This window comes from Staphylococcus sp. ACRSN (assembly GCF_022346615.1).
Taxonomy (GTDB): Bacteria; Bacillota; Bacilli; order Staphylococcales; family Staphylococcaceae; genus Staphylococcus.
The window spans coordinates 1-19,486 of sequence record NZ_JAKRNS010000006.1 but is presented as its reverse complement, the minus strand read 5'-3'; the positions used below and the strand labels follow the sequence as shown (position 1 = coordinate 19,486).

The window sequence follows — 19,486 nt, the reverse complement described above, 5'->3', positions numbered from 1 at the left end:
TATATGTCGGGCTTTTTTTTGTCTAAATTTCAACAAATAATATATTTTATAGAAAAAACATTTAATGTCATTGAAAATAAATGATAACGAGGTGAATTATGAATTACGAATACAACATAGGATTTAATAGAAAAGTACATTTGCGTAAGAGGGTTAATGAGGGGTTATTAATTGGACTTGTGTTACATGGCAGTATGATGATAGAAAAAGATTATGAAGCACTGTTATTTAGAAAAGGAGAAATTTTTATAATCAATCATAATGAAGTTTATTTGTTTAAAGAATTTGAAACCACTTATTATATTACTATCCATCTACCTAAAAAATATCTTCAATTATTGCTTACAGAAGCTATTTTGAAATTTTACGTGTTGGATCGTCAACGGTTACAAAGAACAACATACCAACAACTCATACATATAATAGCTAAATTAGGTACTATTTTTATTAGAAAAGGAAGATTTCATAAACTCTATATAGAGCAACTGATTATTGATTTATTATTTATTATTGGGCGTTATATACCGACTGTTGAAGAAGACTTGCCATTACTTATTGAAACAGATCAGCGTATTTTAGCAATATGCGAATATATAGAGCAAAATTATAATGAGTCAATAACTTTATACCAAATCGCAGAAAAATTTGATGTAAGTGTTTCATATTTATCACGTAAATTTAAACAACAAATTGGTATCGGATTCACACAATACGTCAATCAAATTAGATTAGAGAATGCAAAGGAAGACTTGTTACATACGAAATTAACTGTTACACAAATTGCATTTAAAAATGGTTTTAATACTTCTAATTCATTAATTAAATACTTTAAAAAAGATATGGACCAAACGCCTTCAATGTATAGAAGAAAATCCCAAAAGTTATTACACAAAAGGAGCGGAGATAAAGTAGAAGAGCCATTGAATTATCAAAAATATTTATATTATCTTTCATTTTTTATCAATCAAAATATAGAACACATTAATCAACCATCTGAAAATCAGAAAGTAATAAATATAAGTCTTGAACATTTAGATAAGAGATTAGAACCAATGAAGCAGATCATTCAAATTGGAAGTTTAGAACACTTACTTGTTGAACGTTATAAAAAGCAATTAAATGAGATTAAAGTTCATATTGGTATAGATCATATATTGATTAAAGATCCAATAAAAGTTGGTCGTCTTAATCAAGATTACATGGAAAGTGATGAAAACATACCGAACATCCATCCCTATATGCATATTGATGAAAGTCTAAATTATTTGTTAATGCATAAGATTGGTTTAGGTATAGAGCTTGTGCCACCTCAATCTTTAGTACGGTTTGAAAGTTATTTAAAAGATTTAAAACAATTAGTTATTCATTTGTGTAATGCTTTTACTAAGCATGAAGGTTTAGTATTAACGATTTATATTCAATGTGCGCATAAACACCAATTCTTAGAAATTAAACAATTATTTGGTGATTATTTTGTTGAAGTGAGATTTATTTTGAATTTACCATTTCTTAAAGATAATCAATTAGAGCATTATATTGAGGATTATATAGGAATGATAGATGGTATCGCATTTTCCGCTAATCAAAATGATGTTATAGATTTTCAATCTCTTGAGGGGACTCAATTCGATACTGCAAAAAATTACATAAGTAAGCAAATTCAATTTATAAAGCAGATAATAGATTCTAATGGTAAATCATTATCGCTAACACTGTTGAATTGGAATACACTTACTGGTAATACAAATTTAACAAACGGTGAGTATTTTAGAGCAGGGATTATTTTTGAACAATTATTACAAATAAATCAATCGATAGATTGTGTTGGTTACTGGTTGAATTATGAAATACATCAATCATTCAATAAAGAACAGAAGCCGTCACAAGTGATTGGTATTGATCTCTATCATCAATTTGATGGGAAAAGACCAGCATTTTTCACAGCTATGTTTTATAAAAAATTATTTAGCAGAATTTTATTCCAAAATGATTACTGCATAGTAGTGGGGGAAAGAACGCATTTTCAAATCGTTATATGGGATGCTGAACACTACAACCCATATTTTATAGTGAATAAGCAAAAACGGAATTCTGATAAAAGTGAGTATCAAATCGAGCTAAATAATGTAATATCTGGTAAGTATAAAGTTAAGCATTTTACACTAGATAAAAATCACGGTGCATTATATAAAGTTTGGCAACAATACAACACATCACATGGTATGGATAAAGAAACTATAGATTATGTAAATCGTGTAACTTATCCTAAGTTAAAAGTGAGTGAAATTAAAATCAATTCAAATTTTACTTATCAGATAAAATTAACTACGAATGCAATACAAATTATAGAATTTAATAAATATATAGAAAGTATATAACTGATGTGTGGAAAAATGTGATTTTCGACACAGAAAATATGTTAAGCGTCATGATATATAGCAAATAATAAGGAAGATTAAAATGATATTGTAGTAACGCAATAAACTAGATACATTGTTAACTGACATAATTATTGGTTTGAAATGCTAGGATACTGATAATGGTGAACTAAACAAAAGTTGAGTTAAACAAATGTGAGTTCAACAGGATAGTCCACTCATATGGTAAAAGATCAAAAATGAATCATTTATTTTTGTCATATAACTCAAATAATAAAAAATAGTAATAAATAACTATCATTGATAGCAAAAATAATATATATCAATCAAGGTGCCTTTCCTATAATGAATTTGAATTATGATACGTCAAATGAATATCACGATGTAATAGCAAATTTTAGTTGTAGATATTTTATATTATAGGAGGAAAAAGATATGTCAGAAACAGTCAATTCACAACACTTTAAAGGTAATAATAAGTTGATTTTAGGTATAGTGTTAGGCGTCGTTACATTTTGGTTGTTTGCCCAATCATTATTAAATGTTGTGCCTGAATTACAAAAATCATTCCATAGTAATATTGGAACGATTAGTATAGCAGTGAGTATTACTGCTTTGTTTTCAGGTATGTTTGTTGTTGGAGCAGGTAGTTTAGCTGACAAAATTGGCCGTGTAAGGGTTACTTATGTTGGTTTATGGTTAAGCATAATCGGTTCACTATTGATTATTATTACGAATATACCTTTGTTTTTGATAATAGGTAGAATTATTCAAGGATTATCTGCTGCGGCTATTATGCCCTCAACGCTTGCAATAATGAAAGCTTACTATGAAGGGAAAGAGCGGCAACGTGCACTTAGTTTTTGGTCTATTGGTTCTTGGGGTGGTTCTGGATTAGCATCACTTTTTGGTGGTATGGTTTCCACTTTTATTGGTTGGAGATGGATTTATATATTGTCGATACTTATAGCGCTTATTTCAATGTTACTAATCAAAGGAACACCAGAAACAAAAGCTAAAGGTAATCTTACAGCTAAATTTGACTTTGTAGGTTTGATTTTATTCGTAATTATGATGTTAAGTATCAACGTCGTGATTACACAGAGTGCTACCTTTGGATTACTATCTCCAATGATCATAGCACTTACAGTATTGTTTGTATTATCTACAATTGTCTTTATTAAAGTTGAATACAAAATTCATAATCCATTGATTGATTTTAAACTATTTAAGAATAAAGCATATACAGGTGCTACGCTTTCTAACTTCTTGCTTAATGGTGTTGCTGGTGCGTTGTTGGTAGCAAATACATATGTACAAAAAGGACTTGGTTTCAACGCATTTCAAACAGGTATGTTATCTATAACGTATCTTATTACAGTATTATTTATGATTCGTGTGGGTGAAAAGGTGTTACAAAAAGTAGGCGCTAAAAAACCAATGCTCCTAGGAACAGCATGTAATATGATTGGAATTATTTTAATTTCATTCACATTTTTACCAAGCATGCTTTACGTAGTTATTTGTATAGTTGGTTATTTATTGTATGGTTTAGGACTTGGATTTTATGCGACACCTTCAACAGATATGGCGATTTCAAATTCTCCCGAAGACAAAGTGGGTGTAGCATCTGGTATTTATAAAATGGCTTCATCTCTAGGAGGTGCATTTGGTATTGCATTATCTGGTGCATTGTTTGGTATTGTAACGAGCATAACAAATATTCAAATTGGAGCGTTAGCGGGACTGTGGCTCAATGTAATAATGGCTATGCTTTCATTTATAATTATTAGTTTAACTGTACCAACTGCTAACAAACAGTATCTTTCAAGGTAGTTAAATATATAAGTGTTCAGTATTTAGTTAGAAAATTATATTAACATTTAAAAAAGAATTATTAGGAGGAATATAGTATGTCAAAAGCACTAATTGAAGCTTTGAAAAGTAAAGAACAAAGAATGATTGAGATACGTCGTTATTTACATCAACATCCAGAGCTATCATTTCATGAAGAAGCAACGCCACAGTATATTGCAGATTTCTATAAAGATAAAGATTGTGAAGTTGAAAGAAATATTGGTCCAAATGGTGTTAAGGTTACGATAGATAGTGGTAAGAAAGGGAAAACGATTGCCATACGTGCTGACTTTGATGCATTACCTATTGAAGAACAAACAGGATTGTCGTTTTCTTCAAAAAATAAAGGGATTATGCATGCATGTGGGCATGATGCGCATACCGCATATATGCTTATCTTGGCAGAAACATTAATAGAACTTAAATCTGAATTTAACGGTAAAGTAATCGTCATACATCAACCAGCAGAGGAGGTACCTCCAGGAGGTGCACAAGGTATGATAAAAGACGGTGTATTAGATGGTGTAGATCACGTATTAGGATTGCATGTAATGAGTAATATGGAAGTTGGAAATATATACTACCGTGAAAAAAATGTTCAAACAGGTAGAGATTTCTTTAAACTTAAAGTAATAGGGCAAGGTGGCCATGGCTCTTCACCGCACTCTGCCAATGATGCAATTGTTGCAGGTGCGCACTTCGTAACAGTATTACAAACAGTGGTTTCAAGACGTCTAAATCCATTTGAAACAGGTGTAGTGACGATTGGTTCTTTTGATGGAAAAGGTCAATTTAATGTAATAAAGGATTGCGTCTCAATTGAAGGGGATGTGCGTGCATTAACTGATGAAACAAAGCAAACCATAAAGTACGAAGTGCATAGATTATCTAAAGGATTAGAAGCAATGTTTGGTGTGACATGTGAACTCGAATATCATGATGATTATCCCGCATTATATAACGACCCGGAATTCACGTCATTTGTAGTAGATACGCTTACTCATGCTAAAACAGATGCCATTAAAAATATAGAACGTTGTGAAGCGCAACCTCCGTCAGAAGATTTTGCTTATTATGCTAAGGAAGTACCAAGTGTATTTATATACGCTGGAGCAGCACCCGAGGATAGTAAAGCATACCCACATCATCATCCAAAGTTTAATATCAGTGAAGCTTCAATGCGTGTTGCAGCCGAAGCTGTTGGATTAACTGTATTGAAGTATTTAAATTGAAGTAAGAAAAATTTAATGTTTCACAGATAGAGCTACCTGACATCATTGCTGGTAGCTTTTATGTTTAAATCGATGGACATAAGCATTCGTGATTAGAAGCCATTATCTTGTTAGTTTAATTTTTCATTTTTAAGTGTATATATAAAATAATAAGAAAATTTACAAAGGATGATGGATTAATGAATGGCGATAAGAAATTGGCAACTTTAATAGAAGATTATAATAAACCACTAAAAAAATTATTTAAATATGACAAAGCAAAAGCACTTAAATTTGATGCTGATAGTAGAAGTAAATTACAAGATCAAAAGGGTATTTTTGTGATTTTTGAAGACAAACAGCCATTATTTGTTGGTCAAGCTGGTGGATATATGACCGGGCATAAACTCACGCAGAAAGATTTAAGTAGTAAACTAGCCCAATTTAATTCAAAATCTGATGCTGGAACAGCGAAATTTAGAAAAACATTTATTGAACAGCATCATTTTCAAGAAGTAGAATCACAGGATATTAGAGCAGAAGCATATAACTTAAAATTCCAATATATTAAAGTGAAAGGTAATCCATCAATGATTAATCTGCTAGAAATTCTTGCTTTAGAATATGCAAATGAAAATGAAATTGGATTATATAATTTTCAGTAAAATTCAAAAGTGAGTGTGATAGCAGTGTGGAAAGTAGGCGAGAATTATGAATATGAGAACACTAAATTTGTGTTATGGAAATTTTGAATTAAAGATTAAACTGCCGAAGAGTTATTTTAATAACTCAACGCGAAACTATCCACTCCTTATTGTACAAGATGGTGATTATCTGTTTAAAGATATAGATGCTGAAGTGATATTTGTTGGTGTAATGCCTCATGATAGAACGAGTGAATATACACCATGGCCAGTTTCAGTCGCAGATGTTATGTATAAAGGAGAAGCGGATGTATATCTAGAGTGGTTGACCCACTCATTGATTCCATATTTAAAAAAGTGTTTTAATATCTCTCAAAAAAGAGAGGATATTGGTATTGCCGGTGCTTCTTTTGGTGGTTTGGTATCATTATATGCATTGTTTAAACATAATGATATATTTGGCAAGTATATCTTAATTTCGCCGTCGGTTTGGTATCCTCAATTCACTTCGTTTATGAGACATCAAGCTATTGTTAATAATGAACAACACATTTATTGGTACGTCGGTGCATTAGAAGGTGTGAACAGTAATCATTTAAATCAAACAATGGTTACCAATACAGACCAGTGCGTGAATATTTTAGAAGAATTGTTAATTTCTGAAGATGGAACATTTCAATTTGTAAAATATCGAAAAGGGCTTCATCGGCAACGATTTTTCAAAAAGTACTTTATTAAAGCAATAAAAAAAATGTACTGATAAGAGTGTGAATATCATAATAGATTTACGTAGTGAATGAGTTGAAGAAATTAAATAAGTTGAATTGAAAAATATAGATTGGAATGTATATTAATCCTTTTATATTATTTTGCTAATATCTGAATTTGAATGGAAAAGCAAGTGGTTAGCAATTAGTTTACATCAAATAGTGATAGCATTATGATAAAGTTAATAATTTTAGGGAATGGAAAGAAGGTTTTGTATGCATTATAAAATTCACTATGACGCACCTATTGGTCGTATTACTTTAACATCTGATGGCATTAACCTTACTGGTTTGTGGTTACCGAAGCACAAGGATTATGAAAATCATTATAGTGAGAAACTTGTGTCTTCAGATTTGCCGGTTTTTGACAAAGTGAAGCAATGGTTAGATGAATATTTCTTGGGAAATAATCCAGAAATTAATTTTCCTTTAGCTCCAGAAGGAACAGCATTTCGTAAACAAGTTTGGGATTTGTTGTTAGAGATACCTCATGGTAAAACTGTGACATATGGTGAAATAGCTCAAGCCGTTGGGCTTAAAAGAGGAAAAACAACGATGTCATCTCAAGCGGTTGGAGGTGCAGTTGGTAGTAATCCTATTTCAATTATTATTCCTTGTCATAGAGTTGTAGGTAAAGATGGTAATCTTACCGGTTATGGTGGAGGGATTGATACAAAAATAGCATTATTTAAGCTAGAAGACATGAATATGGATGATTATTATAGACCAAAATTTAGCACAAAACCTTGAGGATTAGCATCATGATATCAGGACGATGATTAAAAAGTGAAAATCACCTCCCAACGCATTAGTAAAATAAAGCGTGGAGGTGATTTTTTAATAATTACAAGTCTTTAAAATAGATGTTAATTATAAATGCGTAATTTCATTTTCTAAGACATGCGATTAAGTGATTTAAAGATTAATTTAAGGTATTATAGTTACGGATATGATCATTAATGCTTTCTAAATAGAAAATACGATTATGTTCATTATCTAACTCAGTAGCATGATCAAATTCTAACGCATCAAAACGTTTGAAGAACGCTTCATAAGTTTCTACTGAGATTTCAGTACGATTGTTAAGTAAATCTTTGTGGCTTTGAATGTCTAAAGCATCTTGGTAACCTTCAACTAATTTACCACTAAAGAATTCGCCAACAGAACCAGAACCGTAACTGAATAAACCAATGTTTTCACCAGCAGTAAGGTTATGTGTTTCCAATAATGAAATCAGGCTTAAATAAAGTGAACCAGTATAGATATTACCTACATAGCGATTGTAATAAGTCGCCGCATCATAACCAGTAGTCAATCGTTCTTTTGTTTCTTCATCAATAGCATCTGTTAAAATAGAATCAAGTGCTTTTTTTCCCATTTTAGTAAATGGTACATGGAAGCATAGTGATGAGAAATCACTTAATGATTTATTATGACGACGGGCATATTCATTCCAACTTTCTTGGAAAGAATGGATATATGCATCTTTTGACAAAGCGCCATCGACTAGTGGATAGGGTTGGCCACTTGGACGCCAAAAATCATAAACGTCTTCAGTGAATGCAACTGCATCATCATTTAATTCTAGAATGCGTGGATTTTGTGATATCATCATGGCAACAGCACCTGCACCTTGTGTAGGCTCGCCACCTGATTTTATACCATATCGTGCAGTGTCACTTGCAATGACTAAAACTTTTTCGTCTGGACGTTGTGCTAAATAGTCTTTAGCTAACTGAATCGCAGGCGTTGCAGCATAACAAGCTTCTTTCATTTCAATACAACGCGCAAATGGTTGAATACCTAGCAAGTTATGTATTTGGACTGCTGAAGCTTTAGCTGAATCAATCGCTGATTCTGTTGCAACAATAACCATACTGATTTGTTTTTTGTCTTCTTCCGTGATGATTTCTTTGGCAGCATTTGCACCCATAGATACGATATCCTGACTCATTGGACTTACTGACATTTCAGTTTGTCCGATACCGAGTAAAAATTTATTTGGATCAACTTGACGTGCTTCGGCAAGTTTAGCCATATCTACATAAAACTTTGGAACATAAAAATTAATTTGATCAATACCAACTGTCATAAAGCGTATCGACACCTTTCTGTATATAAATAAGCAATTGTATCATACCAAAACCAACGAATAAAATACAATAATTTAAAAATAGTTACAAAGGAGATATAAAATGAATAAAATAGCTATTGTTAGCGCTAAACGTACACCAATCGGGAGATATAAAGGGAAATTAAGTAATTATTCAGCAGTAGAACTAGGAACGAAAACATTAAAATCAGCAATGAAAGCTATTGATATTAATCCTGAAGTTGTAGACCAAGTCATTTATGGCAATGTATTACAGAGCGGTAGTGGTCAAAATCCTGCTCGACAAATTGGGATAAATGCAGGAATACCAAATACTGTACCAGCAATGACAATCAATGAAGTCTGTGGTTCGGGCTTAAAATCAATTATCTTAGGTAAACAACTAATACAACTAGGGGAAGCAAAGGTTGTTGCTGTTGGAGGTGTTGAAAGCATGACCAATGCACCTAAACTGATTTTAAAAGAAGATGAAACACCAGTTGCCAGCTTTATGCATGATGGCTTAACAGATGCTTTTATGAATGTACCAATGGGTATCACAGCAGAAAAAATTGCTGAAAAATATAATGTGACGAGAGAACAACAAGATGAATTTGCCAATGAATCTCAACGTAAAGCACATGAAGCAACAGTTGCCGGTAAATTTGATAATGAAATTGTCCCGTTAAAAGATGTAGACGGTGAGTGGATGACTACAGATGAAGGCATTAGAGGTAATAGTAGCGTAGAGAAATTGGCAACATTAAAAACAATTTTTAAAGAAGATGGAACGGTAACAGGTGGAAATGCTTCAAGTATTAATGATGGTGCTTCAACGGTGATTTTAATGGATGCAGATTATGCAAAACAAGAAGGCTTTGAAGTATTAGCATATGTAGGTGAACATGCTGAGATTGGTTGTGATCCTGAATTTATGGGTTATGCGCCTTATCATGCAGTAACGCAGCTATTAAACAAAGCAGACAAATCAATCGATGAAGTTGATATTGTTGAAATGACTGAGGCATTTGCCGCTCAAAGCATTCCCGTTACAAAAAATTTAAACATACCTGAAGAAAAACTCAATTTATACGGTGGAGCAATCGCTTTAGGACACCCAATTGGTGCGAGTGGAACAAGACTTGTGACAACATTGGTAAATACACTGTCACAAGAACAGAAACAAACTGGTATTGCAACTGCTTGTATAGGTGGCGGTTTAGGTATTGCTATGTTAATTGAAAAGGGGGATGAATGATGGAAAGGTTAAGTAAGACATTTCGTCATTTATCACGTGAAGAAAAGCTAGAAGAATTAGCGCGTAAGGGTTGGATAAGTGAAGAAAACAAAGCTATGTTTCTAAATGATCCACTGATTTCGGAAGAAATTGCTGACAGTTTGATTGAAAATGTTATTGGTCAAGGTGCCTTGCCTGTTGGTTTACTACCAGAAATTATAGTTGATGATAAGTCTTACATTGTACCTATGATGGTGGAAGAACCTTCTGTTGTGGCAGCTGCAAGTTATGGTGCTAAACTAGTGAATCAAACTGGAGGGTTCAAAGTTGTCGAAAGTCAACGTTTGATGATAGGACAAATTGTATTTGATGGTGTAGAGGATACGACAGCCTTATCAGCAAAGTTACAAACCTTAGAGCCAAAAATAAAGCAAATTGCAGATGAAGCGTATCCGTCTATTTTAAAACGTGGTGGTGGTTACCATAAAATTGAAATTGATACATTTGCGGAAGCACAGTTATTATCGTTGAAAATATATGTTGATACTCAAGATGCAATGGGTGCAAATATGTTAAATACGATATTAGAAGGTATAACTGCATACTTAAAAAATGAATTAGTGGATATAGATATATTAATGAGTATTCTTTCTAATCATGCAACAGCATCAGTGGTGAAAGTACAAGGTGAAATTGATGTGGATTCACTAACCAAAGGTAATCATGATGGAAGTACGGTTGCAAAACGCATGGAACGTGCATCTGTGCTCGCACAAGTCGATATTCATCGTGCTGCAACACATAATAAAGGTGTTATGAATGGTATTCATGCAGTTGTATTAGCTACTGGAAATGACACAAGGGGTGCAGAAGCGAGTGCTCATGCATATGCTAGTAAAGACGGACAATATCGTGGTATTGCTACTTGGCATTACGATGAGTTGCGTCATAGATTGGTTGGTACAATCGAAGTACCAATGACTTTAGCAACTGTAGGAGGAGGAACGAAGGTGCTTCCAGTTGCGAAGGCAGCTTTAGATTTAATGAAAGTAGATTCTGCGCAAGAACTAGGACATGTTGTCGCTGCAGTTGGACTTGCACAAAATTTCTCAGCATGTCGAGCACTTGTGTCTGAAGGGATTCAACAAGGGCATATGAGCTTACAATTTAAATCTTTAGCTATCGTAGTTGGTGCACAAGGAGCTGAAATTGAGCAAGTTGCTCAATTATTAAAGGAAGAACCTCAAGCGAATACTGCGGTTGCCGAACGTTTGTTATCTGAAATTAGAGCAAATGTATCATTAAAGTAATTGTCTAAGTAAGTCTAAATGCAATATTTAATGATGGTAAATGGATTGGTTTATCGTTATTAGTCGATGCATTTAGGCTTGTTTTTATAAGAGGTGTCTTTTAACATTGAAGTAAGCGTTATCATAAAATGTGTATGAAAACAATTAAGGAGGGAATAGTGTGTCCAATCAAATTCCAAAATTAGAATATACAGGTGCGTCGGCTACAGCAGTTCCATTGCAAGCATATGAATCTAATTTACAATCTGTTACAGCAGAACCATGGGTGAAAATTTCTGATAATGGTTTACAGTTAGAGGGGCTATGTTTTGATAGACAAGGCGATTTAATTTTATGTGAAGTATTTGGTGGAACAATTTTTAAAGTGAAGATGCCTGAACGAAAGGTAAATAAACTATTTACTGCAAAAAAGGATAATCCAGCAGCAGTGAAAATACATAAAGACGGTCGATTATTTATATGTTATTTAGGAGATTTTAAAGATTCAGGTGGCGTTTATGCAGTAGATCAATCAGGTGAGCGACAACAGATGATTTTATCTGATATAGATACAGAATACTGTGTGGATGATTTAGTATTTGATAGTAAAGGTGGTTTTTATTTTACTGATTTCAGAGGATATTCCACTGACCCTAAAGGTGGGGTTTATTATGTTGATCCAGAATATAAAACTATAACACCAGTACTACTGAATCTGGCAGTGGCTAATGGTATTGCACTCAGTACGGATGAGCGCACATTGTGGATAACAGAAACAAATGCTAATCGTTTGCATAGAGTAGATTTATTAGAAGATGGTGTAACAATTGCACCGTTTGGCGCATCAATACCATATCATTTTACTGGACATGAAGGGCCGGATTCCTGTTGTATTGATGCAGATGATAATCTATATGTCGCAATGTATGGACAAGGTAGAGTATTGGTATTTAATCCTAAGGGGTATCCAATTGGTCAAATTTTAATACCAGGAAGAGATAAAGGAGAGATGTTACGTTCTACACATCCCGCTTTTATACCTGGCACAAATCAACTGCTAATTTGTGCAAATGATATTGAAAATGATGGTGCATCTTGGATTTTTACTGCAAAAGGATTTGCAAATGGGCACCATAGTTACCAATTCCATTAATAGAAGATGAAATTGTTGTGAGTGCATGTTATTACGTGTGCTCACTCTATTATTATTGTCTTGTTTTCTGAAAAAATTAAAGAACAATCTGAATTTAAGTTTCTAATTTTTTATATAGAATATAGAACGAAAAACAATATTGAAAGCGCTTTCTTTTTTAGGTATGATTTATTTAACAAAGGGAGGCGCTAGAAATGTTTAATAAGAAAAAAGGAACTGAACAAGACAAAGTCACAACGAAAAAAGAAATCGGTATTATTTCAGCAGTATTCACATTGGCAATTATGATTATTTGTATGTTATTTACAGTTGCTATTCTTGAAAAGCAACCGCATATCCCACTTATGATTGGTACAGCGGTAGCAATTATAGTCACGATGTTACATGGTTATACATTTGATGAAGTCGAAGAGATGATGTATAAAGGAATTCGTCATGCTTTGCCAGCTATTGTTATTATTATATTAGTTGGATTAATCATAGGATCATGGATCGGTAGTGGTGTTGTTGCTACGATGATTTATTATGGTTTACAGTTGATTGATCCGAAATTTTTTTTAACAGTTGTAGTATTGTTATGTGGAATTGTTGCATTAGCTATTGGAAGTAGTTGGTCGACAATGGCTACAGTTGGTGTAGCTTCGATGGGTATTGGAATTAGTATGGGCATATCTCCAGGAATGGTTGCTGGAGCTGTTATTTGTGGTTCTTATTTTGGAGATAAGATGAGCCCACTTTCTGACACCACAAATTTGGCATCTGGATTAAGTGGTGTCGCTTTATTTGAACATATTAAGCACATGTTTTATACAACGATACCTGCATTGATAATTACATTAATCGCTTTTTTCGTTATTGGACAGAAATTTGGAGCAAGTCATTTTGATACTAAAAATATCGATAAAATATTACATACCATGCAAGTGCAATTTGTCATTACACCGTGGTTATTATTAATTCCACTTATCGTCATTGTTTTAGTTGTTGTCAAAGTACCAGCAATACCAGCAATTGTTGTAGGTATTATATTAGGATTTTTTGCACAAATATTAGTACAAGGTGGTAATTTGACTGAAGCATTAACTGCGTTACAAACAGGCTATACAATTGACTCAGGAAATAAATTAGTTGATGAATTATTTAATCGTGGTGGGCTCGAATCTATGTTCTATACAATATCATTAACGTTAGTAGCGATGACTTTTGGTGGTGTATTAGAATATTCTGGTATGCTTTCGGCTTTAATATCTGTTGTTTTAATGTTTGCCAAATCAACTGGAGCACTTATTACATCTGTTATTGTTTCATGTATTGGTACAAATATTACATGTTCAGAGCAATATATTTCAATTATTGTTCCTTCAAGAATGTATGCGCGTACGTTTAAAGATAGAAATCTACACCCTAAAAATTTATCAAGGGCATTAGAAGATGGAGGGACACTTACGTCTGTATTCGTACCTTGGAATACCTGTGGTGTATTTATTGCATCTACTTTAGGTGTATCTGTAATGGAATACGCACCATATGCCATTTTGAATTATACTGTGCCAATCATTTCAATTATTTTCGGCTATATTGGCTTTAAAATTGTTAAATTAGATGGAAGTAACGATAATCAATTGAATCAAAATAAAAAAACAGAGTTAGTTTAATAAGCTTGGAAATTATAAACATGGACATTCAGTGAAGTTTTTAAGAAATGTTACATCTTGCTAGATATATGAATAATATTACTGAAAAGTAGATGATACTTTGGTGATGTCGGATGATGTAGATTGAGTTGATGCCTACAAGTTTTAATGACTAAACAGGGTGACTAACATTTTTTTGTCACATTTAGAGAAGTGTTATACTAATTGTAATCAAACATTCATTTTGTTCAAATTAGGAGAGAAGTACATGGATATTAAGCAGATGAAGTACTTTGTAGAGGTTGTAAACCAAGATGGTATGACGAATGCATCTAAGGCGTTGTATATTGCGCAACCTACTATCAGTAAAGCGATTAAAGACCTAGAACGAGAATTAAATATGCCGCTTTTTGATAGAAGTAAACGCCAACTTGTTTTAACGGATGCAGGCAAGATATTCTATCAAAAGTGTAAGGAAATATTAACGCTCTATAATGATTTGCCTAAGGAAATCAATAGCTTACTTGGTTTAGAAACAGGACATATTAGTATTGGATTATCTGCTGTAATGAATATGAATCAATTTATTCATATACTCGGAAAATTTCACCAACAATATCCTAACGTAACTTATAATCTAGTTGAAAACGGCGGTAAAATGATAGAAACACAACTTATCAATGATGAAATTGATATTGGTATTACAACTTTACCAGTCGATAAGACAATTTTTCATTCGATTCCTTTATATCAAGAAGATTTACGCTTAGTTTTAAATAAAGAGCATGATTTAGCCAAATATGATGAAATTGAAATGCATATGCTTAGAGATGAAGACTTCATCTTGTTTAATGAAGACTTTTATTTAAATGATAAGATTATAGAAGCAGCTAAAAATGCTGGCTTTATACCTAATACAATATCTAAGATTTCACAATGGAATTTTATAGAAAACTTATTAAATGCACACCTTGGTGTGAGTATATTGCCCGAAAATATTGTGAATATGCTAGATAGTAATTTTAAAAATATAAAAATTGTGGATCAAGCGATGCGTTGGGAACTGGGTGTAATATGGAAAAAAGATAAATATTTAAGCCATGCCACAAGACAGTGGATTGATTTTATGAAATTACATCTATAATGGTAATTCGAGAACTACATATAGTATAACAGTAAGGAGTCTTTTAACATCTTGATTGGATGGTTAGAAGGCTTCTTAATATGTTTTACAAAGAATAGGGATTTAAAGGTTATATATTGAATGATTATAAATAACTATAATATAAAACGATTACATAGAAAAAAGTAATGCTTTGTATTGAAAATCAATATTTTTATTATGGGTTTTTGTAGCCTATACTTATAAATGTATTCAAAATATAGCAGTTTGAGATAACTGTTCTAAAGGAATGATGAGTATTGCATATCACACATAAAATCATAAGAACACTCATTCAAATCGTAGTTATTATGGGAATTACGTATGTTGGCAATGTACTACAGCAATTTTTACACATCCCAATTGCTGGTAGTATTGTTGGATTGTTTTTATTTTTCATATTATTACAACTAAAAATTATTCCATCGAAATGGGTGAATGATGGTGCGAATTTCTTTTTGACTTTTATGGTATTTTTCTTTATACCTTCAGTCGTAGGTGTTATGGATGTTGTATCAGAAATTGATTTAAACTTTATTTTGTTCTTTACAATGGTTATTTTTGGAACATGTTGTGTGGCATTAATTTCAGGTTTTATTGCAGAAAAAATGGTTAAAATTTCAAGATACGGGAATGGACAAAATTAGATGTTAATACTTAAAGCAATATTTATGATTGTTCTAACGGTAATCATGTATATAGGAGCAAAGAAATTACAACAAAGATATAAAAGCCCATTTTTAAATCCAGCACTCATATCATCCATAGGTATCATCATTGTATTATTATTATCTAATAGAGGTTATCAAGACTATATGGTAGGTGGACAATGGATAAATTATTTATTAAATTGTACGGTCGTATGTCTGGCCTTTCCACTTTATCAAAACCGTCAAAAGATAATGGCTCATTTGAAAATTATTTTTAGTAGTGTACTTGCAGCAGTGTTATTAAATTTCATACTAGTTTATAGCGTGCTTAAAATTTTTGGTTATTCCAAAGAAGTTATTGTGACGATGTTACCTAGATCAATGACTGCAGCAGTAGGAATTGAAGTATCTCATCAATTAGGTGGTATAGACACAATTACTGTTATGTTTATCGTAGCTACAGGTTTAATTGGTAGTATTGTTGGTTCTTATCTCTTACGATTCGGTAGATTTGAAACATCAATTGCTAAAGGTTTAACATATGGAAATGCGTCGCATGCATTTGGAACTGCAAAAGCATTAGAGATGGATATAGAATCCGGTGCTTTTAGTTCAATAGGTATGATATTAACTGCAGTGATGAGCTCTGTGTTGTTACCTTTACTCATTCTTTTCTTATACTAAAGTATTTGTTTTTATAGATTTTGGATTTTGGAAGTTTAAAAAAATATATAGTGAAATGTTTGAAAGGAGCTATTTTAAATGGCAAAAATTAAAGCAAATCATGCGTTGGTCAAAGCTTTACAGGCTTGGGATATTGATCACTTATATGGTATTCCAGGAGATTCAATAGATGCTGTCGTGGACAGTCTAAGAACAGTAAGAGAGAATATCGAGTTTGTACATGTAAGACATGAAGAGGTTGCTAGTTTAGCAGCAGCAAGTTATACAAAACTGACTGGAAAAATTGGTGTTGCTTTAAGTATTGGTGGCCCTGGTATTGTTCACTTATTAAATGGTATGTATGACGCGAAAATGGATAACGTACCGCAATTAATTCTATCTGGACAAACGAACAGTACAGCATTAGGAACGAAAGCCTTCCAAGAAACTGATATTAGCAAAATGGTTGAGGATGTAGCAGTGTACAATCGTCAAATCTCTGAAAACGATAAAGATATTTTCGGTATTGTTAATGAAGCAATTCGCACAGCATATGAGAAAAAAGGCGTTGCAGTATTAATTTTACCTAATAACTTATTAACAAATAAAGTTAAGGATAATACGAACACAGCTGTCGATACAGCACCACCAGCACGTATTGCACCAAAACCAAGAAGTATTAAAAAAGCTACTAAATTGATTAATAAAAGTAAGCGCCCGGTAATGTTAATTGGTACAGGTGCTAAGCATGCTAAAGATGAAGTTCGTGAATTTATTGAAGCAGCAAAAATACCGTCAATTATTACATTACCTGCGAAAGGCATCTTACCAGATGCACATCCATATAACATTGGTAACTTAGGTAAAATAGGTACTAAAACTTCTTATCAAACAGTTCAAGAAGCAGATTTATTAATCATGGTGGGTACAAATTATCCATATGTAGATTATTTACCTAAGAAAAATATTAAAGCAATACAAATAGATACAAACCCAGAAGCAATTGGACATCGTTTTGATGTCAATGTTGGAATTGTTGGTGATAGTAAATATGCATTACAACAACTTACTGATTCAGTTAAATTTGTATCAAATAGAGATTTCCTAAATAAAACATTAGAACGTAAAGCAACTTGGGATTCATGGATGGCTGCAGATAAACAAGATGAAAGTAGCCCAATTCGACCTGAACGTTTAATGGATGCAATTAATAAAGTGAGAACAGATGATGCAATCTTCTCTATAGATGTAGGTACATCAACGGTTTGGTCGACACGTTATTTAGATTTAACAGTAAATAATAAATTTATAATTTCAAGTTGGTTAGGTACAATGGGCTGTGCATTACCAGGTGCTATTGCAGCTAAACGTGCATACCCAAATCGTCAAGTCGTGGGAATTGCCGGTGATGGTGCATTTGAAATGGTTATGCAAGATTTTGCAACAGCAGTTCAATATGATTTACCTATGACAATTTTTGTATTAAACAATCAACAATTATCATTTATTAAATATGAGCAACAAGCTGCAGGTGAATTAGAATACGCAATCGACTTTACGGATATTGATTTAGCGCAATTTGCTGAAAGTTGTGGCGGTGTTGGTTATACATTGACAGATCCTCAGCGCATTGATGAAGTTGTTGAAGATGCGATGAGTCAAAATAAACCTACAATTGTTAACGTATATGTTGATCCAACTGCTGCACCATTACCAGGTAAAATTGTAAAAGATGAAGCAATTAATTATGGTAAATGGGCATATAGATCAATTACAGAAGACAAAAAATTAGACTTAGATGAATTACCACCAATGTCTACAGCAATGAGACGTTTCTTCTAAAGTATTAAATAGCAATGAATAATAAACATACTAAGATTAGCTGTGAAGAAATCTATGACGATAGATTTTTTCGCAGCTATTTTTTATAGTTGTAGAGAGGAGTAGACTGTGCGGACTCTTGGGTTTTAAACCCGTATAAAAAACTAGTCAGCTTTACTCTCGCCTTTTGAAATTCGTTTGTAGTATGTTGGGTTCTTGAAACCGTGTATAGGAAAATGAAATGAGAAAGGTTAAGTAAAGTTTAAACTTCTCAAATTAAACAAGGAGGTTTTAGTTATCGATTGTTTAGGGATTGATATTAGTAAAAGAAATAGTGTAGTTGCACATTATAAAGATGAAAAATTCCAAGAGGAATTTACCATTCAAAATAATAAAAATGGCTATAACTATTTATCAAAGTATTTGAACGACTTAGATCATCCACAAATTATTTTTGAATCTACAGGTATCTATTCAAGAGCTATGGTACGATTTTGTCGTGTAAATCAAATCAACTATATTGAAATGAACCCGTTAGAGGCCAAATTTAGAACGAGTTCTTTAAGATCATGGAAAACTGATCAGTCTGATGCTCACAAACTCGCTCATTTAGCGCCTACTCTCAAACAAACGGACAGCTTACCTAAACATGAGACAATATTCTTTGAATTAAGAGAACGTGCCCGTTTTCATCTAGAGATTGAAAATGAACAAAATCGTCTTAAAGTTGAGATTGTTGAATTACTCCATCAAACATTTCCTGGTTTAGAAAAATTATTTAGTAGTCGATATTCAATCATTGCACTCAACATCGCAGAAATATTTACTCATCCAGACATAGTTATTGATATGAATAAGGATATACTTATTACGTATATATTCAATTCTACAGATAAGGGACTATCAATGGATAAAGCAGAAAAATATG

Annotated in this window: 16 protein-coding genes; 15 read left to right on the top strand and 1 reads right to left on the bottom strand. The window is 32.7% G+C overall.

Going from position 1 to position 19,486, the window contains the following annotated elements; all coding sequences use genetic code 11:
• Positions 1–98: 98 nt before the first annotated feature.
• The 6 genes from aryK to MHZ36_RS06955 all read left to right on the top strand — a co-directional run bounded on the left by aryK (position 99) and on the right by MHZ36_RS06955 (position 7,607).
• A complete protein-coding gene (gene aryK / locus MHZ36_RS06980) occupies positions 99–2,378 on the top strand; it encodes a transcriptional regulator AryK (protein ID WP_239230622.1) in 2,280 nt (759 codons plus the stop codon).
• Positions 2,379–2,813: 435 nt separating this feature from the next.
• Positions 2,814–4,214 carry an MFS transporter gene (locus tag MHZ36_RS06975; protein ID WP_239230620.1) on the top strand — a complete coding sequence of 467 codons (1,401 nt, stop codon included), beginning with the start codon at positions 2,814–2,816 and terminating at the stop codon, positions 4,212–4,214.
• A 77-nt stretch (positions 4,215–4,291) separates the two neighbouring features.
• Positions 4,292–5,467: an amidohydrolase gene (locus tag MHZ36_RS06970; protein ID WP_239230618.1), complete on the top strand. Its 1,176-nt coding sequence runs from the start codon at positions 4,292–4,294 to the stop codon at positions 5,465–5,467.
• 179 nt (positions 5,468–5,646) lie between these two features.
• Positions 5,647–6,111: a hypothetical protein gene (locus MHZ36_RS06965; RefSeq protein WP_239230616.1), complete on the top strand. Its 465-nt coding sequence runs from the start codon at positions 5,647–5,649 to the stop codon at positions 6,109–6,111.
• Between the two features lie 46 nt (positions 6,112–6,157).
• The gene (locus MHZ36_RS06960; RefSeq protein ID WP_239230614.1) at positions 6,158–6,850 is read left to right on the top strand and encodes an alpha/beta hydrolase; all 693 of its coding nucleotides are present in this window, start codon (positions 6,158–6,160) and stop codon (positions 6,848–6,850) included.
• 223 nt (positions 6,851–7,073) lie between these two features.
• On the top strand, positions 7,074–7,607 hold the full coding sequence (locus tag MHZ36_RS06955) for a methylated-DNA--[protein]-cysteine S-methyltransferase (protein ID WP_239230612.1): 534 nt from the start codon (positions 7,074–7,076) through the stop codon (positions 7,605–7,607).
• 172 nt (positions 7,608–7,779) lie between these two features.
• On the opposite strand, the gene MHZ36_RS06950 is transcribed toward MHZ36_RS06955, so the two are convergent.
• Entirely contained in the window at positions 7,780–8,949 is a 1,170-nt protein-coding gene (locus tag MHZ36_RS06950) for a hydroxymethylglutaryl-CoA synthase (protein WP_239230610.1), read from the bottom strand.
• Between the two features lie 103 nt (positions 8,950–9,052).
• Here MHZ36_RS06950 and MHZ36_RS06945 point away from each other — a divergent pair, with 103 nt between their 5' ends.
• The 9 genes from MHZ36_RS06945 to MHZ36_RS06905 all read left to right on the top strand — a co-directional run.
• A complete protein-coding gene (locus MHZ36_RS06945) occupies positions 9,053–10,207 on the top strand; it encodes a thiolase family protein (protein ID WP_239230608.1) in 1,155 nt (384 codons plus the stop codon).
• Positions 10,207–11,496, top strand: a complete 1,290-nt coding sequence (locus tag MHZ36_RS06940) for a hydroxymethylglutaryl-CoA reductase, degradative (protein WP_239230606.1) — start codon at positions 10,207–10,209, stop codon at positions 11,494–11,496. The genes MHZ36_RS06945 and MHZ36_RS06940 overlap by 1 nt, the downstream gene beginning before the upstream one ends.
• A gap of 160 nt (positions 11,497–11,656) precedes the next feature.
• Positions 11,657–12,628, top strand: coding sequence for an SMP-30/gluconolactonase/LRE family protein (locus MHZ36_RS06935; RefSeq protein WP_239230604.1), 972 nt, complete (start codon positions 11,657–11,659; stop codon positions 12,626–12,628).
• Between the two features lie 194 nt (positions 12,629–12,822).
• Positions 12,823–14,283: a Na+/H+ antiporter NhaC gene (gene nhaC, locus MHZ36_RS06930; RefSeq protein WP_239230602.1), complete on the top strand. Its 1,461-nt coding sequence runs from the start codon at positions 12,823–12,825 to the stop codon at positions 14,281–14,283.
• Positions 14,284–14,530: 247 nt separating this feature from the next.
• Complete coding sequence (gene cidR, locus MHZ36_RS06925; RefSeq protein WP_239230600.1) at positions 14,531–15,406, top strand: cidABC operon transcriptional activator CidR; 876 nt, start codon at positions 14,531–14,533, stop codon at positions 15,404–15,406.
• A gap of 278 nt (positions 15,407–15,684) precedes the next feature.
• Positions 15,685–16,071 (top strand): CidA/LrgA family protein, encoded by a 387-nt coding sequence (locus tag MHZ36_RS06920; RefSeq protein WP_481867127.1) that lies wholly within the window; start codon positions 15,685–15,687, stop codon positions 16,069–16,071.
• On the top strand, positions 16,072–16,758 hold the full coding sequence (locus tag MHZ36_RS06915) for an LrgB family protein (RefSeq protein ID WP_239230598.1): 687 nt from the start codon (positions 16,072–16,074) through the stop codon (positions 16,756–16,758). It abuts the gene before it with no gap.
• Between the two features lie 78 nt (positions 16,759–16,836).
• On the top strand, positions 16,837–18,579 hold the full coding sequence (locus MHZ36_RS06910) for a pyruvate oxidase (protein WP_239230596.1): 1,743 nt from the start codon (positions 16,837–16,839) through the stop codon (positions 18,577–18,579).
• Between the two features lie 276 nt (positions 18,580–18,855).
• Positions 18,856–19,486: IS110 family transposase (locus tag MHZ36_RS06905; protein ID WP_239230892.1), on the top strand; the 631-nt coding region annotated here is incomplete at its 3' end.

What these genes read in the sequence shown, in the direction of transcription:
- MHZ36_RS06955 (WP_239230612.1), top strand. Translation starts at nt 7,074, where the DNA reads ATGCATTATAAAATTCACTATGACGCACCTATTGGTCGTATTACTTTA.
- aryK (WP_239230622.1), top strand. Translation starts at nt 99, where the DNA reads ATGAATTACGAATACAACATAGGATTTAATAGAAAAGTACATTTGCGT.
- MHZ36_RS06950 (WP_239230610.1), bottom strand. Translation starts at nt 8,949, where the DNA reads ATGACAGTTGGTATTGATCAAATTAATTTTTATGTTCCAAAGTTTTAT.
- MHZ36_RS06945 (WP_239230608.1), top strand. Translation starts at nt 9,053, where the DNA reads ATGAATAAAATAGCTATTGTTAGCGCTAAACGTACACCAATCGGGAGA.
- cidR (WP_239230600.1), top strand. Translation starts at nt 14,531, where the DNA reads ATGGATATTAAGCAGATGAAGTACTTTGTAGAGGTTGTAAACCAAGAT.
- MHZ36_RS06965 (WP_239230616.1), top strand. Translation starts at nt 5,647, where the DNA reads ATGAATGGCGATAAGAAATTGGCAACTTTAATAGAAGATTATAATAAA.
- MHZ36_RS06915 (WP_239230598.1), top strand. Translation starts at nt 16,072, where the DNA reads ATGTTAATACTTAAAGCAATATTTATGATTGTTCTAACGGTAATCATG.
- MHZ36_RS06960 (WP_239230614.1), top strand. Translation starts at nt 6,158, where the DNA reads ATGAATATGAGAACACTAAATTTGTGTTATGGAAATTTTGAATTAAAG.
- MHZ36_RS06940 (WP_239230606.1), top strand. Translation starts at nt 10,207, where the DNA reads ATGGAAAGGTTAAGTAAGACATTTCGTCATTTATCACGTGAAGAAAAG.
- nhaC (WP_239230602.1), top strand. Translation starts at nt 12,823, where the DNA reads ATGTTTAATAAGAAAAAAGGAACTGAACAAGACAAAGTCACAACGAAA.
- MHZ36_RS06910 (WP_239230596.1), top strand. Translation starts at nt 16,837, where the DNA reads ATGGCAAAAATTAAAGCAAATCATGCGTTGGTCAAAGCTTTACAGGCT.
- MHZ36_RS06970 (WP_239230618.1), top strand. Translation starts at nt 4,292, where the DNA reads ATGTCAAAAGCACTAATTGAAGCTTTGAAAAGTAAAGAACAAAGAATG.
- MHZ36_RS06975 (WP_239230620.1), top strand. Translation starts at nt 2,814, where the DNA reads ATGTCAGAAACAGTCAATTCACAACACTTTAAAGGTAATAATAAGTTG.